Here is a 16428-nt window from a genome sequence, read left to right on the forward strand (position 1 = left end):
GATCAGTGCTGGTGCAGAGCCTGGGCCAGGCGTTCCATAGCCTCTTGCAAGGCCGCGACCGCCTGGGTCAGTGACGCTTTATCACGCTCGCCAATGGCCGCTTCCAGACCTTCGCAACAAAGGATCAAGTGCTGCGCCTGGACGATTCGGGCACCGCCCTTGATCCGGTGCGCCAGATCCCTGAGACCTCGGTGGTCGCGGTTGGCGTAAAAATCCTGAAGCCGGATCAGGTCTTCTTTGTTGCTGGAAGCCAGGTCATCCAGCAGATTGTCGATCAGCGTCCGGTCCGCGCCGACCCATTGCTCCAGACCGCGCAGGTCAAATTCAGCGGATGTTGGTCCGATGCTCTTTTCAAGCGGTATCGAGGTCGTGCCTGGAGCCCTGGAGGCCAATCGGGCGTTCAGGTCGTGCAGGCTGATGGGTTTGAACAGGCAATCGTCCATCCCCGCGTCCATGCAGCGGATCTTTTCTTCGCGCTGGGCATTCGCGGTAAATCCAAGGATCAGGCAAGCCTCGAGGCCCAGGGTTTGTTCTTCATCGCGAATGGCGACGGCCAGTTCATAGCCGCTCCTGACCGGCATATTGCAGTCGGTGATGACCACGTCGAACTGATGATTTCGCCAGCATTCAAGTCCCTGCTCCCCATCCTCGGCCTCCAGTATGCGGTGACCCAGATAGCTCAGTTGCTGGGTCAACAACAGACGATTGGCCGGGTAATCATCCACCACCAGGATACTCAGCGGTTGAGTAGGCAGCAGATCTTCCGTGACCGGGACTGTCGGTTGAGCCAGCGCCTGCAGAACCGGCAGTTGCAGCCTGACCTCGATCTGCGTTCCCAGGCCCGGGACACTGTTCAGTCGCAAGGTACCGCCCATCATTTCACACAACGAACGGCTGATGACCAAGCCCAGACCCGACCCGTGACGCACCGACTGAGCTGGATTGCCGACCTGAGTGAACGGACTGAACAAGCGCTGCTGGTCATGGATGCTGATACCGATTCCCGTGTCCTCGACCCGCAGGCAAATGCCCAGATGTCCCGGCTGCGAGCCTGGCTCGACCTGCACCCTCAGACGCACTTCACCGGTGTCGGTGAACTTGATGGCATTGCTCAGCAGATTGGAAACGATCTGCTTGAAGCGCAGTGGGTCAATAAGCACTTCGCGGTCACTCTTGTCGTCCAGCTCCAGTACCAATCGCAGGTGCTTGTCCTGAGCCAACCCTTCGAAGACCCTCACTACAGACCCGACCAGTGCCCGAAAATCGGCCCGCTCCGGGGTCAGGGAAAGATGCCCCGATTCGATCCGCGCAATGTCCAGAATGTCGCCGATCAAGTCCAGCAACTCCCGCGCCGCGGCTGAAGCGACCCCTATCGAAAAGCGGTCCGTGATGCCCTGCGCCGCCCGTTTCGTGGCCAGTTCGAGCATGCCAATCAGCGCGTTCATCGGGGTACGGATTTCATGGCTCATCGTTGCCAGGAACCTGGTCTTGGCCCGATTGGCATCGTCCGCGGCATCCTTGGCTTCTTGCAGTTGTTGCAACAGCAACTGACGCGTGCGGATCAGTCGGCGCTGGTAGGCAATCCAGCTCAATGCCAGTAACAGCAACCCGGCAGCCAGGGCAAAGCCCTGGATGATCACCGTACGGTTGCGCAACCAATAGCTGTCCGCCACTACCACTTCATTGCGCCAACGATTGGCCAGCTCATCCATTTCTTCCGGCGGGATGCTTAACAAGGCCTTGTTCAGGATCGAATACAGTTCAAGGGCACCCCGATTGGTGGCAAAGGAAATACGCGCTGGCTCCGTGCCCACTGTGCTGGTTATGCGCAAGCGATCGCGGTAGCGGCGGGAAATCATGTAACGCGCGCTGATCAGCGAGTTCAGGGCCGCATCGGCCTTTCTATTGACTACCAGTTCCATCGCCTGGGCCTGGTTTTCCACTTCAATCAAACGAATGCCCGGAGCCGCGGCCAGAACAAATTCGCGCATTCCGTTGCCGCGAACAAGGGCCAGGCTCTTGCCTGCCATATCATCCAGTGTGTCGGGACTGCCGGCGCGGGTGTTGGTGACTAACACAAAAGGGTTGACCAGGTAGGGTCGAGTGAAACGCAACCCGGTCTCACGCTCAGCGCTATGGGTAATGACCGCCAGCAGATCGGCCTCACCGTCTTGCACTTTCTGGATTTGCCCGGTCAACGAACTGCCCCGCACCATATCGAACTTCAGTCCGGTGCGCAGGCTGATCTTGGCCAGGACCTGGGCACTGAGCCCAAGGAACTCGCCCTTTTCGTCGAAAAATGAAAGGGGCACAACGTCATTGATAACCGCGACTTTCAGCCGCGGATTTTTTTCCAGCCAGTGTTGCTCGCTGAGACTGAAGTTCAGCATCTGCTGGCCGGTGAAGCTGGTCCTGCCGGAGCTCCAGCGGCGCAGAATGGTCATCCGCTCACCGATTGGAATCACCGCCAGCGCTGCGTCGACAATTCGCCGCAGACGCTGGTTTCCACTGTCCATTGCAAAAGCGAAAGGGTTCATTTCCAGCCGGGAAAAGTCTGTCAGCTGGACATTGTTCAGGTAGTTATTGTTGATCAGATATTGGGCGCTGATCGAGTCGCCCAGGTACACATCTGCCTGACCAAAAGCCACCGCGCCGATGGCACTCAGGGGCGAAGGATAAAGTTGCAGGCTGGCATCCGGATAGAAATCGCGCACGGCCTGAGGCGGCAGGTAATGGTTGAGCATCGCCACGCGCTTGCCTGCCAGATCGGGTGGTAGCTCGCTGCTGTCGCCATTGCGAGTGACCAGTGTCGGCAAGTCTTCGGCGTACTCCTGAGACATGGCCAGTTGCGGGTCGGCGGCCTCGAAACCGTTGGCCGTGCCTAACAGATCCAGCTCCCCGCGTTTCAATGCATCGATGACCGCCTCGCGTGACTCATAGCGCAGCACGTCGATGCGGATGTGCAGCAACTGCGCGAGCAAGTCCGCATAGTCCGCGGTGATCCCTTCAAAATCATGGTTGTTAAGGGTCAGATCGAACGGCGCATAATCCGGTGCCGAGGCGCCCAGCCGTAAAACCCCCTTGGCCCTCAACCAGCGCCAATCCGCCTCATCGAGCTCGACCCGGTAATCCTGAACCTGCGAGCGGCCCAGCAGATGCAAAGCTTGCGTCTGGGCAACGGCGCCGGACGAAAACAACAGTTGGCCGAGCAGTATCCCGAAGGCCAGCCCCACGCGCAGGATGGTTTTCATTCAGATCAGATGATTACGTATCGCGTAATCGCGCAAGTGGACCAACGATTGGACCTTCAGCTTTTCGATCAATCGGGTTTTGTAGGTGCTGATGGTCTTGTGGCTCAAGAGCATCGACCTGGCAATGTCCTTGTTACTCAGACCTCGCGCAAGGCCCTGGAAAATCGTCAGCTCACGGTCGGACAATTTTTCGATCAACTGCATTTCCGAGTACTGCAGGTCGCCCAGATGCACCGAACTGCAAGGCAAACGAGGAAAGTAGGTATAACCCGACATCACCGCATTGAGCGCTTTACTCAACTCTTCCAGGTCGTTGGTTTTCGAAATGTAACCGAAGGCGCCGTTACGCATGCAGCGAGCGGAGTAGTGAGCCGCCTCGAGGGAGGTATACACCAGTATCGGGCCGAACGACTGCAAGTCCTTGAGCCGGCTCAAGACTTCCAACCCGTCCATATTGGGCATGCAGATATCCAGCACAATGAGATCGGGTTTATGTTCTCGGGCTATTTGCACCGCTTCCACGCCATTGCAGGCCTCCAGAATTATCTGGAATTTTTCCTTCAAAACCATTTTGACCGCAGCCCGAATGACCGGATGATCATCCACAACCAGAGCTTTTGTGTTTTTCGGATCTTTGCTCATTTGACTTCCTACATAAGCGCCGGTCTATGCCGGTGGCAAGAACGTCCTTGCGCCAAGAAGCTTCTACGTCTCAACCCGCGCGGCTGACTGACGGGACGGCGCGTCAGCACTACGCCTGCGCTGATTACTCTTACATGACGGGACTTGCTTCATCTACCTGTCAGAAATGACAGTTCAGACGAACGGTAACCTCAAAACTTGTGCGTACAGAGGTGAAATGGCGAGAGTTTGGGTGATCTACTGCTCAGATTGCGGGCTTCGATTTCCCGCTCGCTGATTCGGAACAAACGAGAACAGCAACCGGGTTGCACGGAACGAGAGACTTCTCTCTGAAGCCCAACGAGCCAGGGAGTGACGCAAAAAAACGCATCCGGAATAGATCTGGAACAGGGAAGCCTGTCCCTTAGCATGCGTAGCTATGACAGAAACCGCTCTGCCACGGTGTCCCGGATACTTCGGCATATCGAGTGTGCGGATCGATACTGTTCATCAACCGCCCGATCGACTCGAGATCCGGCGTGCGCGCCAGGCTTACCTCGACCTTCTGCCGGTGGCTGGCCTGGATCGGTGTCCGTTGCACACGCTGGTCATCATAGATAAACCCATGCCGAATCTGCTCGTTGTCGACACAGAACGCCAACAGATCCAGGTCGAAGCCGGTGGTCATTGACGCACTGATCATCACCAGATCGAACGGCTCGCAGCCGTATTCCACCAGGGATAAAAGCTCTTGAAGGGTATTTGCCGGAGCTATCCGGAAATAACCCAGCTGGTTCAACACCCTCTCGATTTTCATTCGATGAAAATGCTGATCATCGGCAATCAAGATGCGTAACGCTTTATTCGACATATTTGGCGACCATGGCAATGACATTTCGGCAGACCTGCGCCTGCCAACTTCCGATAGGAAACTAGGCTATGCGAGAGCCAGCGAATTTTATGTAGGACTTTTCTCAAAAAATCCGGACATTTCCTTACGCGTGGCGGTGTGCCTCGATACCTGCATTGCACCCGTGATCACTATTCAGTGGTACTCGGACTCCAGAACGCCTGCACCACCAGCGTCGAAGTGGAGATACGCGCCACCAGTCCATCCAGTTCGTCACCGTCAACCGAAGTCGTGGCCAGGGTTGCTTCGATTTCCACCTCGTCCGTGCCTAACGCGTGCACATCGACATCGCTCGCCGGATAGTTGCTGCGTTCCAGTTCGGCTTCGAGCAACGCCAGCACCGCCTTTTGCTGCGAGCGCCGGGCAATGACGTAGACGATATTGGTGACCTCGGCCGACACCACGTCCAGTGGCTGGCGATTGATGTTATTGACGATCGGGCGCAGCAAGGTGTTCGCCGCAAGGACGAACAAGGTGCCCAGCAACGCTTCCACAATCAGGTCGGCACCGGCACAGGCACCGACTGCCGCCGAAGCCCAGAGGGTTGCCGCAGTGTTCAGGCCACGGACGTTGCCCTCCTCGCGCATGATCACCCCGGCACCGAGAAAACCTATGCCCGAGACCACATACGCCACCACCCGCACCGCCCCTTCCGCACCGCTCAGGTGGTTGGCCATGTCGACGAAAATCGCCGCGCCCAGCGCCACCAGGACATTGGTCCGCAACCCGGCAGTGCGCTGGCGGTACTGGCGTTCGAAGCCGATCAGCCCGCCGAGAATAAAGGCCGCACTGAGGCTGACCAGGGTGTCGACCAGGGAGGTCGGATTGATAGTGTCGAGTGCTTGCATGGAAATATTTCTCCTTGATCGCCACGGTCCTTTGTGCCCCCATCGGCAACAAAAAGACAGGCGCGTCGACGGTGCTGCGATGACGGCGCAATGCCGTGTATCACACACTGTTCAGCGTCGATGAGAGAGACGTCGGGATGCCGGCCTGGACTGGCCGTGATCGGGAGGCCGCTGCTCGCGTTTCGGCGAGACAACGGCACAGGAGACTGTGCGTTATCTTGCCGAGAATGTGCCGGTTACTGATACCGGCCGACTACTGTCACTCGAACAAGTACCCATTATGGGGCTCCGAAATTGATGAAAACGCGCGAAGCTTATGCGTCGATTTTTAGAGAATAATCCAAATGAAAATCTGCGGGTGGTGAATTAGAGGATTCTTCAGGAAGGGTTCAGGTTTGTGGATTTGTATCGCTCTGGAGGCCTATGTGGCGAGGGGGGCTTGCCCCCGCTCGGCTGCGCAGCAGTCGCAAAACCTGAGAATGCCCCCCGCCACAAATGCCCGCCAGACCAAAGATTACGTTAACTGACTGGCATTGGGGCTTGCCCGCGAAGACGGCCCCACAGACACCGAAAATCTCAGCTGGCAGTCGCCAACAAAAAATCCCGTACCGAACGACTCTGCTCCCGGCTCTTGCAATGCTCGTACAGAGAGGTCGCAATCTCATCCGCGCGGATCGGCAACACCGACAGCAAGGTGTCGCTCAAACCATGGCTGGCCTGGCAGAAACCCTGCATATAAATACCAGCCTTGCAGCGCTCATCGGTGAGCAGTCGATAGTTGCGATCCACCTCGAAGTCGCCCAGCCAGGCTTCAAGCGGGGCAAGCAGTTTGCGGTGCATCTGCCGCTCATAACCGGTGGCGAGCACCACCGCGTCATAGTGGCGAACATTCAGCTCACCGGTGGCGTTGTTGCGCAGCGCCAGTTGCACTCCATGTTCGGTCGCCGTGGCTTTTTCCACGGTGGTCAGGGTACGGAAGGCATGGCGGGCGATTCCGGAAACTTTCTGCCGGTAAAAAATGCCGTAGATGCGTTCGATCAGGTCGATATCGACCACTGAATAGTTGGTGTTGTGGTACTCGTTGACCAATCGTTCGCGCTCGCTGCTGGCTTGCTGGAACACCAGATCAGTGAACTCCGGCGAGAACACCTCGTTGACGAACGGGCTGTCATCGGCCGGTTTCAATGCCGACCCACGCAGGATCATATCGACCTGTACCGAAGGGAAACTGTCGTTCAGGTCGATGAAGGCTTCTGCCGCACTCTGCCCACCGCCGATGATCGCGATGCTCATCGGTTGGCCGTTGACGCAGGGTTGTCGGGCCATGCGTTCGAGGTACTGCGAATGGTGGAATACCCGCCAGTCATCCTTGAGCGCCTTGAACGCTTCGGGAATCCGTGGCGTGCCACCGGCGCTGACCACCACCGCACGGCTGGTACGGACAGACTCCTGGCCCCGGGTATCCCGGGAAATTACCCGCAGCGCCTCGACTTGCTGGTTATGCAGGACCGGCTCGATGGCCAGCACCTCTTCACCGTAACGGCTCTGCTCGTGGAAGTGCCCGGCGACCCAGCGCAGGTAGTCGTTGAACTCCATGCGACACGGATAGAAGGTGCCCAGGTTGATGAAGTCCACCAGGCGGCCGTGGGTTTTCAGATAATTGACAAAGGAATAAGGGCTGGTGGGATTGCGCAGCGTCACCAGGTCCTTGAGGAAGGAAATCTGCAATTCGCTCTGGGTCACCAGGGTATTGCCGTGCCAGCGGTAGTCAGCCTGCTTGTCGAGGAACAGCACATCCAGCGCGCCTTGAGCCGGCCCGCGCTCTCGCAGTGCGATGGCCAGCGCCAGGTTCGAGGGGCCGAAACCGATGCCGATCAGGTCGTGAACGAGGGTCGATGCAATTGCCTGTGTCATTTCCAGTGTCCTCTGGATAAGCCCCCCTCAACGCGGGGAGAAAGCCGTAGTGACCTGACCGGCCTGTGACAGGACAGCAGATCGTCTGTTGAGAGGAACGAGGACGATGAAAAAAAATTTAGCTGCAGCGGCTCAGTGGGCATCCCACTGTTTTACGCGCACCCGGCAATGCTTCATGGCATTGACGATGTGCTTCTCCACCAGGCTGCGGGAGATACCCAGGCGTTCGGCGATTTGCGGATGGGACAGACCTTCGATCTTGCGCAGCAGGAAACTCTCACGGCACAGCGCTGGCAGCTCGGCCAGCGCCCGTTGCAGCATGTCCAGGCGTTGTCCGTGATCGAGGGAGGTCTGCGGTGAAGGCGTGAAGAACCGCTCCTCGGTGTCGAGCACTTCCAGTGGTTCGACCTGGCGCAAGGCATTACGCCGGTGGCCGTCGATCACCAGATTCAGTGCCGTGCGATAGAGGAACGCGCGCGGTTGCTCGATTGGCGTGGCGCTAGAGCGCTCCAGCACCCGGACATAAGCGTCATGCACCACATCTTCGGCCACCTGCAGGTTGCCCAGCCTGGCGTTGAGGTAACACACCAGCTCGCGATAGTAGTTTTCCAACATGACTCCCGGCCGCATTCAACGCGGCTGTTGTCCTTGAGCATGACCGACTGCCCAAAAGCTACGGTGCAAGATGATGGCAGTTTGAAGGCGCGTAATTTATAGTAATTCTCATGTAGATTTAAAGAGCTGGTTACAAATGCTTGCGAAAAACCCCGGATAAACCGCGTTAACCGCCTGTATAAACAGCTAAATTCCAACCCCCCGTCCTCGTCTACATGACAGCTCCCCGTGTCTGTCGGCCCACCGACAGCGTTCAACGCTGCCTGAAGCCTGAATGACGGGCCGACTTCCATTGGCCGGAACCCTGCATGAAACGTCCCCAAAAAACCCGACGCGCCCTGTTTGTAGCGCTCGGCCTGCTCCCCCTCATTGCCTTTGCCGCCTGGCAAGTCATCCCGCCGGGCCGCGACAAACTCGCCACCGTCCAGGTCAGCCGAGGCGACATCGAAAGCAGCGTTACCGCCCTTGGCACCTTGCAGCCGCGACGCTATGTCGACGTCGGCGCCCAGGCTTCCGGACAGATCCAGAAGATCCACGTCGAAGCCGGTGACCAGGTCAAGGAAGGCCAACTGCTGGTGGAAATCGATCCCTCCACGCAGAAGGCCAAGCTCGATGCCGCGCGCTTCTCCATCGAGAATCTCAAGGCCCAGCTGCAGGAACAGCGCGCGCAGCATGATCTGGCCCAGCAGAAATACCAGCGTCAGCAACGCCTCGCCGCGGGTGGCGCCACTCGCGAAGAAGACGTCCAGACCGCCCGGGCCGAAGTGCGCGCCACCCAGGCGCGGATCGACATGTTCCAGGCCCAGATCCGTCAGGCCCAGGCCAGCCTGCGCAGTGACGAAGCCGAACTCGGTTACACCCATATCTACGCGCCGATGTCCGGCACCGTGGTGGCGGTGGACGCCCGGGAAGGCCAGACCCTCAACGCGCAACAGCAGACTCCGCTGATCCTGCGTATCGCCAGGCTGTCACCGATGACCGTCTGGGCCGAGGTCTCCGAGGCCGATATCGGTCACGTAAAACCGGGGATGAACGCGTACTTCACCACCCTCAGCGGTGGCAGCCGACGCTGGACCAGCAGCGTGCGGCAGATCCTGCCGATCCCGCCCAAACCCCTGGAGCAAACCGGTCAGAGCAGTGGCAGTCCGACCAGCACCAGCAAAAGCGGCAGCGCTCGGGTGGTGCTGTACACCGTGCTGCTGGACGTCGACAACGCCGACCAGGCGTTGATGGCTGAGATGACCACCCAGGTGTTCTTCGTCGCCAATCGCGCGCAGAACGTCTTGACCGCGCCCATCGCGGCCTTGCAGGGCAGCTCGAAGGCGGACAGCCAGACCGCCCGGGTGGTCGCCAAAAACGGAGATATCCAGCGCCGCGAGGTGCGCACCGGGATCAGTGACCGGCTGCGGGTTCAGGTGCTTGAGGGGCTCGATGAGGGCGAGCACTTGCTGATCGGTCCTGCTGCCGGCAGTGGAGGCTGAATGCAAACGCCGCTGATCGACCTGCGCGACATCCGCAAATCCTATGGAGGCAATGACAGCCCGCTGGTCGAAGTGCTGCGCGGCATCGACCTGTCGATCCATGCCGGAGAGTTCGTGGCGATAGTCGGCGCTTCCGGGTCAGGCAAATCGACCCTGATGAACATCCTCGGTTGCCTCGACCGCCCGACCTCCGGCGAGTACCTGTTCGCCGGTGAAAACGTCGCGCAACTGGACAGCGACGAGCTGGCCTGGCTGCGGCGTGAAGCCTTCGGTTTCGTGTTCCAGGGTTACCATCTGATCCCTTCCGGCTCGGCCCAGGAAAACGTCGAGATGCCGGCGATCTATGCCGGCACCCCCGCCGCCCAGCGCCACGCCCGCGCCGCCGCCCTGCTGGATCGCCTGGGGCTGGCCGAACGCACCGGCAATCGCCCGCATCAACTGTCGGGCGGGCAACAGCAGCGAGTGTCGATTGCCCGCGCCTTGATGAACGGCGGCCATATCATCCTCGCCGACGAACCCACCGGCGCCCTGGACAGCCACAGCGGCGCCGAGGTCATGACCCTGCTCGACGAACTGGCGAGCCAGGGCCACGTGGTGATCCTGATCACCCACGACCGCGAAGTCGCCGCCCGCGCCAAGCGCATCATCGAAATCCGCGACGGGCTGATCATCAGCGACACCGCTCAGGTCGATGCCGGGGCGCAGGTCCCGGTCAACCCCGGAGCCCTGCAAGCCGTCGATCTGCGCAAGCGCCTGAGCGAGGGCAGTGAAGCCACCGGCGCCTGGAAGGGCGAACTGCTGGACGCGGTGCAAGCCGCCTGGCGAGTGATGTGGATCAACCGTTTCCGCACCGCATTGACCCTGCTCGGAATCATCATCGGCGTCGCTTCGGTGGTGGTCATGCTGGCCGTGGGCGAAGGCAGCAAGCGCCAGGTCATGGCACAGATGGGTGCCTTCGGCTCAAACATCCTGTACCTCAGCGGCTCATCACCCAATCCACGCACGCCGCTGGGCATCATCAGGCTTGACGAAGTCGCCGCCCTGGCCGCCCTGCCCCAGGTCAAGCGGATCATGCCGGTCATTGGCGCGGAAGCCGTGGTGCGCTTCGGCAACGTCGATCACACCGCCTATGTCGGCGGCAACGACACCAACTTCCCGGCGATCTTCAACTGGCCGGTGGTTGAAGGCAGCTATTTCACCCAGGCCGATGAAAACACCGCAGCCGCCGTGGCAGTGATCGGGAAAAAAGTCCGCGACAAGTTATTCAAGGATGTCATCGATCCGATCGGCCAATACATCCTGATCGAGAACGTACCGTTCCAGGTGGTCGGCGTGCTGGAAGAAAAAGGCACCAGCTCCGGCGAACAAGACAGCGACGACCGGATCGCCATCCCCTACTCGGCCGCCAGTATCCGGCTGTTCGGCACCCACGATCCGGAATACGTGGCCATCGCCGCAGCCGATGCGCACAACGTCAAGGAGACCGAATTGGCTATCGACCAGTTGCTGCTGCGCATGCACGACGGCAAGCGCGACTTTGAACTGACCAACAACGCCGCCATGATCCAGGCCGAAGCCCGCACCCAGAACACCCTGTCGTTGATGCTCGGCTCGATTGCCGCAATCTCGCTGCTGGTAGGCGGCATCGGGGTGATGAATATCATGCTGATGACCGTTCGCGAACGCACCCGCGAGATCGGTATCCGCATGGCCACCGGGGCCCGGCAACGGGACATCCTGCGCCAGTTCCTGACCGAGGCCGTGATGCTCTCGGTGGTCGGCGGGATCGCCGGGGTCGCCCTGGCGTTGATGGTCGGCGGTGTCCTGCTGCTTGGCAACGTCGCGGTGGCCTTCTCTCTGCCAGCCATTTTCGGCGCCTTCGGCTGCGCCCTGGTCACCGGGGTGGTTTTCGGTTTCATGCCTGCCCGCAAAGCTGCCCGGCTCGACCCGGTCACAGCCCTTACCAGTGAATGATCGCCCTATGAAACCCCCTCTGAGTCTCCTCGCCGCCTGCCTGCTGCTGAGCGCTTGCGGCACTCCTGCGCAGCGTCCGGACAGCGGCATTCAACCGCCCGCAGCCTGGCATTCGCCCGCTGCCGCAGCCGCCCGTCAAACCAGCGAACACTGGTGGACGCACTTCGGCAGTAGCGAGCTGGATCGGTTGATCGAACAGGCACGGCTGGGAAGTTTTGACCTGGCCGCGGCCATGGCCCGGGTACGTCAGGCACAGGCAAGCGCGGTGATCGCCGGCGGGCCACTGCTGCCGGAGATCAAGGGCGGATTTAACGCCAACCGGCAAAAACTGCTGCGTGGCAACGGCTACAGCCAGCTGGACGCCGACAGCAGTAATAAGGCGGTGGATTATTTCGATGCGAATCTGAGCGCCAGTTACGAGATCGACTTCTGGGGTGGTAAGCGCGCGGCCCATGACAGTGCCCTGCACGGCGTGCGCGCCAGCGAGTTCGACCAGGCCACCGTGGAGCTGACATTGCTCAGCAGCGTGGCCAACAGTTATGCCCAGGCCTTGTCGTTGCGTGAGCAAGGGCGGATTTCCGAGTTGAACCTGGCCAACGCGCAAAAGGTCCTGCAACTGGTGCAGACCCGTTACGACGCAGGCTCGGCGACCGCCCTCGAACTGGCTCAGCAAAAGAGTCTGGTCGCCGCCCAGCAACGGCAATTGCCAGCGGTTCAGCAGCAAGCCGAGGACGCCCTGATCACCCTGGCTGCCTTGCTCGGCCAATCGGTGCAAGCACTGTCACTCGGCGAGCAGCGCTTCGAGCAATTGAGCTGGCCGAGCATCGGCGCAGGCCTGCCCAGCGACCTGCTCAGTCGCCGTCCGGACATCGCTCGTGCCGAAGCCCAGTTGGCTGCCGCGCAGGCTGACGTCAGCGTCGCTCGCGCTGCCATGCTGCCCAGTGTCACCTTGAGCGCCAACATCGGCTCGGGCGCCAACAACGCCTCGGATATTTTAAGCAGCCCGTTCTACAACCTGACTGCCGGGCTGGTGGCGCCGATCTTCAACAACGGCCGCCTGGGTGCCGAACGCGACAAGGCCACGGCCCGCCAGCAAGAACTGCTGGAAACCTATCGCGGCTCGATCATCAACGGTTTTGCCGACGTCGAAAAAGCCCTCAACAGCATCGACGGCCTGGACCGGCAACGGCAGTGGCAAAGCGAAGAACTGAGCCAGGCGCAAACCGCCTTCCGGATCGCCGAAAGCCGCTACCAGGCCGGTGCCGAAGACCTGCTCACAGTGCTCGATACCCAGCGCACGCTGTATGCCGCGCAGGATCTGAATGTGCAGCTGCGACTGGCGCGGGTACAGGCCAGTGTGGCGCTGTATAAGGCATTGGGTGGGGGGTGGTCGGTGCTGTGATTCTTGGTTCAAGAGATGCAGTGATTGTCATATCCCAATCGCGAGCAAGCTCGCTCCCACATCTAGTTCTCTGTATGCCCACAATTTTGTGGGCGACATAAATCTAATGTGGGAGCGAGCTTGCTCGCGATGAACACGACGCGGTCTACCTGTCCTGACTAAAGTATTCGCCCTTTGACCTTCAGATTCCGCGCATACCAAGGCCTCTGCGGCACCTTGCGCAACAGGTCCGCGACTTTCTTTTCATCACCAAAGGTGATGCGCAACGCCAGCTTCATGGTCTCCGGATCCATCTCCACCGACTTGCCAGCCTGCAGCCCCGGGGTGGTGCTGCAACCATGGGTGGTCGGCCCCAGCCATGGGTCAGCGATTTCGACCCAGCGTCCCGGGGCGAACCAGGGCACGCCGTTGACTTGCAGCCGGCTGAGTTCACCGGGATGGAAGCGCTCGTGGGCCCGAAACCAGTCTTCCAGGCGGTCGTCGATCCAGCCGTGGAAATGCCAGAACACCGGGTTTACGTGAGAGGAAAACGGGTCGCCGAGAAAGTCGTTTTCCGCCGAGTACCAGCGCGCCGCGAAGTCCGAAGGGTCCCGGGCAAACGGCACCGGCACGCCATTCGACGGATCGCGCGGCACCGAGGCCCAGCGCATGTGCAGCCAGTCATGCAGACCCAGTTCGACCTCCGAGCCGAACTGGCCGAGGGTCAGCTTCGCCAGGTAACGCGGGTCACGGTACTGCGACTCCCATACCTGGAAATTGCTGTGGTAGGTCTCGGCCGCCTTGATATCGCTGACCCATTGGCTGTACTCGGTATCACCCTCGGCCAGCCAGGTCGGTGGCAAGGCGAACCCGTCGTGGTTGTCGAAATAGCGCGCGAAACCTTGCCGGTCGCGTTCAAGCTCCGGCTGCGGCACGGGAAAGTCCGGCCAGGAGGGCAAGTCCTGCATTGAGCGCGCGGTGCCGAGCATGTGCCGGTGCATGAAGAAGAAATCAATCCCCGAACCATTGCGGTCTTTGCGCGGGCCTCGGGCGTCACGCTCCAGATCCCGCGGACCCGGCTGCCAGCCAATGCCACGCAATGCGCCGCGCTGCGTTTCGGAAAGGCTGTGCCACTTGTCCCGCGAAGCATGCCAGAGCTGATGGAACAGCCGGTGCTCGAGGGAAATCAACCACGCCAGAAAGCCCGGGTTCAGGGCAATCCGCTCACGGGCTTCGGGGAACCGGCGCTTGCTGGCGACAAATCGATTGTCCAGCTCGGGCAGACCCAAGGGCCGATCCAGGCGCAGGATCCGCCCGCTGAGGGTGGCGCTGCCGGCATTGCCGAAATCGGCCCAGACTTCATCGAGGCTGAGGTTGAACTCGTACGCGGGTGCGCCACTGGCACTGTCGACGCTGACCAGTCGCCAATGCAACTCGGCGGGATTGGCCTGCAGCAAATCTCCGACGACTCGGAACCGCGGCTCGTCGGCCGCTCGCAAGCGCTCGGCGCTATCCAGATAACCGCGCAGCCCGCGACCACGATGGGCGATGTCCAGAAACAGCTCCAGACCGTTCAGCGGCAAGCCGTCCAGGCCGGCATCCCGACCCTCGAAACGAATCTCCCAGACGCCGCGCAGGCTGTCCGCCAGGTGCTGCCCGGCGGTGTCCGCGAGATCGACCGTGGCCTCACCCGCAGTGATCGTCTCATCCACCCGCGTCAACTCGCGATGCGCATAAAAAGCCGCAGGCACGGCGGCACCGGTCAGCGCCAAGCCCGCGATGAACCCTCGTCGAGAAATCGTCATTGCCCTACCTGTGTCAGCCATGAAGCTGGCTTTATCCAAGCTAGAACGTTTGTTGGGTGGGGAAATTTAAGCGCTGCGGGGGCGAAAAAAGATCGCAGCCTGCACCAGCTCCTACAGGAATTGCAGGTGTACGCGGTCGGCGTAGGAGCTGGCGAAGCCTGCGATCTTTCTGGGAACGACCTAAATTTCCCGGCCTTCTCCTCGTTCTTCCCAGATAGCAAAGGCCCCTGCGCCTGCACCTCGACGGCGAACCTGACTGAGATGGCAATGACAAAACCACGTTCGAAAAAGGCTCTTTACATCGGCCTGCCGCTAGCCCTGGCCGTCACCGCCGGCGCGGGTTTTCTGGCCTGGGATTACTGGTTCAAGGACAATCCCGGTTATCCGGTCAAGGTGATGAAGCAGGCCGATGAGCTGCATGAACGGATGATTTCCTTCGACAGCCACATCACCGTGCCACTGGATTTCGGTACCGCGGAAAACGAAGCTGACAAAGACGGTTCAGGGCAGTTCGATCTGCCCAAGGCCAACCGCGGACGCCTGTCCGGTGCGGCACTGACGATCTTCGGCTGGCCGGAAATGTGGAACGGCCCGAATGCCCCGCACAAACCTACCGCCGGTTTCGTCGAAGAGGCCCGCAACCAGCAGGAGGTTCGCTACAAGATCATCTCCGGCATCGTCCGCGATTTTCCCAACCAGGTCGGCATCGCCTACACCCCGGCAGATTTCCGACGCCTGCATGGCGAAGGCAAGTTCGCGATCTTTATCAGCATGCTCAACGCCTACCCGCTGGGTCACGACCTGAACCTGCTGGACAAGTGGGCTGCGCGCGGCATGCGGATGTTCGGCTTCAGCTATATCGGCAACAACGATTGGGCTGACTCCTCGCGCCCGCTGCCCTTTTTCAACGACTCGCCGGACGCCCTCGACGGCCTCTCGGACATCGGCAAACAGGCGGTGCAACGGCTCAACGATCTGGGGGTGATCATCGACGTGTCGCAAATGTCCACCCAGGCACTGAGCCAAGTCGCCCAGCTGAGTCGCACGCCGATGGTCGCTTCGCACTCGGCGCCCCGGGCCATGGTCGATATTCCGCGCAACCTCAGCGACAAGGAGCTGCAGCTAATCAAGAACAGCGGTGGCGTGGTGCAGATTGTCGGCTTCTCGGCCTACCTGCGGCCATTGAGCCAACCGACCCAGGACAAGCTCAACGCCCTGCGCGCGCGCTTTGACCTGCCACCGCTGCCGAATCTGGCCATGGCCCTGATGCCCGGCGACCCGATCATTGCCGCCTGGCCGGAACAGAAGTTCGGCCAGTACGCCGGCGAGCTCTACAGCATTCTCGAGGAGGAACCCAAGGCCACGCTAAAAGACCTCGGTGACGCCATCGATTACACGGTGAGAAAGATCGGTATCGATCACGTCGGCATTGCCTCGGACTTCAACGAGGGTGGCGGGGTCAAGGACTGGGAAAACGTCGGCCAGATTCGCAATGTCACCGCCGAACTGATCCAGCGCGGTTATGCCGAAGCGGATATCGCCAAACTTTGGGGTGGCAACTTCCTGCGGGTCTGGGACCAGGTGCAGAAAGCCGCCAAACCCGCCCTGACTTCTGCCAAGTGAACAAC

The 16428-nt window shown here is 60.4% G+C and carries 11 protein-coding genes; 4 read left to right on the forward strand and 7 right to left on the reverse strand.

Annotation, left to right across the window (positions count from 1 at the left end):
• Positions 1–2: 2 nt before the first annotated feature.
• The 6 genes from F8N85_RS20715 to F8N85_RS20740 all read right to left on the reverse strand — a co-directional run bounded on the left by F8N85_RS20715 (position 3) and on the right by F8N85_RS20740 (position 8159).
• Complete coding sequence (locus F8N85_RS20715; protein ID WP_150805387.1) at positions 3–3251, reverse strand: transporter substrate-binding domain-containing protein; 3249 nt, start codon at positions 3249–3251, stop codon at positions 3–5.
• Positions 3252–3893 carry a response regulator transcription factor gene (locus tag F8N85_RS20720; RefSeq protein ID WP_150805388.1) on the reverse strand — a complete coding sequence of 214 codons (642 nt, stop codon included), beginning with the start codon at positions 3891–3893 and terminating at the stop codon, positions 3252–3254.
• Between the two features lie 403 nt (positions 3894–4296).
• Positions 4297–4743, reverse strand: coding sequence for a response regulator (locus F8N85_RS20725; protein WP_224795718.1), 447 nt, complete (start codon positions 4741–4743; stop codon positions 4297–4299).
• A gap of 170 nt (positions 4744–4913) precedes the next feature.
• Positions 4914–5630, reverse strand: a complete 717-nt coding sequence (locus F8N85_RS20730; protein WP_150805389.1) for an MgtC/SapB family protein — start codon at positions 5628–5630, stop codon at positions 4914–4916.
• A 576-nt stretch (positions 5631–6206) separates the two neighbouring features.
• Entirely contained in the window at positions 6207–7544 is a 1338-nt protein-coding gene (locus tag F8N85_RS20735; RefSeq protein ID WP_150805390.1) for a lysine N(6)-hydroxylase/L-ornithine N(5)-oxygenase family protein, read from the reverse strand.
• Positions 7545–7676: 132 nt separating this feature from the next.
• Complete coding sequence (locus F8N85_RS20740; protein ID WP_150805391.1) at positions 7677–8159, reverse strand: sigma-70 family RNA polymerase sigma factor; 483 nt, start codon at positions 8157–8159, stop codon at positions 7677–7679.
• Between the two features lie 308 nt (positions 8160–8467).
• Between F8N85_RS20740 and F8N85_RS20745 the strand changes: the two genes are divergently transcribed.
• The 3 genes from F8N85_RS20745 to F8N85_RS20755 are packed head-to-tail and all read left to right on the forward strand — an operon-like array spanning position 8468 to position 13016.
• The gene (locus tag F8N85_RS20745; protein ID WP_150805392.1) at positions 8468–9640 is read left to right on the forward strand and encodes an efflux RND transporter periplasmic adaptor subunit; all 1173 of its coding nucleotides are present in this window, start codon (positions 8468–8470) and stop codon (positions 9638–9640) included.
• Positions 9641–11614, forward strand: coding sequence for a MacB family efflux pump subunit (locus F8N85_RS20750; protein ID WP_150805393.1), 1974 nt, complete (start codon positions 9641–9643; stop codon positions 11612–11614).
• 7 nt (positions 11615–11621) lie between these two features.
• Positions 11622–13016, forward strand: a complete 1395-nt coding sequence (locus tag F8N85_RS20755) for an efflux transporter outer membrane subunit (RefSeq protein ID WP_150805394.1) — start codon at positions 11622–11624, stop codon at positions 13014–13016.
• Between the two features lie 158 nt (positions 13017–13174).
• Here F8N85_RS20755 and F8N85_RS20760 read toward each other — a convergent pair whose 3' ends face one another.
• Complete coding sequence (locus tag F8N85_RS20760) at positions 13175–14800, reverse strand: PvdJ/PvdD/PvdP-like protein (RefSeq protein ID WP_150805395.1); 1626 nt, start codon at positions 14798–14800, stop codon at positions 13175–13177.
• Between the two features lie 267 nt (positions 14801–15067).
• Here F8N85_RS20760 and pvdM point away from each other — a divergent pair, with 267 nt between their 5' ends.
• The gene (gene pvdM / locus F8N85_RS20765; protein ID WP_150805396.1) at positions 15068–16423 is read left to right on the forward strand and encodes a pyoverdine-tailoring dipeptidase-like protein PvdM; all 1356 of its coding nucleotides are present in this window, start codon (positions 15068–15070) and stop codon (positions 16421–16423) included.
• Positions 16424–16428 lie beyond the last annotated feature (5 nt).

This window comes from Pseudomonas fluorescens (genome assembly GCF_902497875.1).
In the GTDB taxonomy this organism is placed as follows: Bacteria; Pseudomonadota; Gammaproteobacteria; order Pseudomonadales; family Pseudomonadaceae; genus Aquipseudomonas; species Aquipseudomonas fluorescens_BR.

Excerpts from the sequence above, each read along its gene's own strand:
- F8N85_RS20715 (WP_150805387.1), bottom strand. The coding sequence starts at position 3,251 with ATGAAAACCATCCTGCGCGTGGGGCTGGCCTTCGGGATACTGCTCGGC.
- F8N85_RS20720 (WP_150805388.1), bottom strand. The coding sequence starts at position 3,893 with ATGAGCAAAGATCCGAAAAACACAAAAGCTCTGGTTGTGGATGATCAT.
- F8N85_RS20725 (WP_224795718.1), bottom strand. The coding sequence starts at position 4,743 with ATGTCGAATAAAGCGTTACGCATCTTGATTGCCGATGATCAGCATTTT.
- F8N85_RS20730 (WP_150805389.1), bottom strand. The coding sequence starts at position 5,630 with ATGCAAGCACTCGACACTATCAATCCGACCTCCCTGGTCGACACCCTG.
- F8N85_RS20735 (WP_150805390.1), bottom strand. The coding sequence starts at position 7,544 with ATGACACAGGCAATTGCATCGACCCTCGTTCACGACCTGATCGGCATC.
- F8N85_RS20740 (WP_150805391.1), bottom strand. The coding sequence starts at position 8,159 with ATGTTGGAAAACTACTATCGCGAGCTGGTGTGTTACCTCAACGCCAGG.
- F8N85_RS20745 (WP_150805392.1), top strand. The coding sequence starts at position 8,468 with ATGAAACGTCCCCAAAAAACCCGACGCGCCCTGTTTGTAGCGCTCGGC.
- F8N85_RS20750 (WP_150805393.1), top strand. The coding sequence starts at position 9,641 with ATGCAAACGCCGCTGATCGACCTGCGCGACATCCGCAAATCCTATGGA.
- F8N85_RS20755 (WP_150805394.1), top strand. The coding sequence starts at position 11,622 with ATGAAACCCCCTCTGAGTCTCCTCGCCGCCTGCCTGCTGCTGAGCGCT.
- F8N85_RS20760 (WP_150805395.1), bottom strand. The coding sequence starts at position 14,800 with ATGACGATTTCTCGACGAGGGTTCATCGCGGGCTTGGCGCTGACCGGT.
- pvdM (WP_150805396.1), top strand. The coding sequence starts at position 15,068 with ATGACAAAACCACGTTCGAAAAAGGCTCTTTACATCGGCCTGCCGCTA.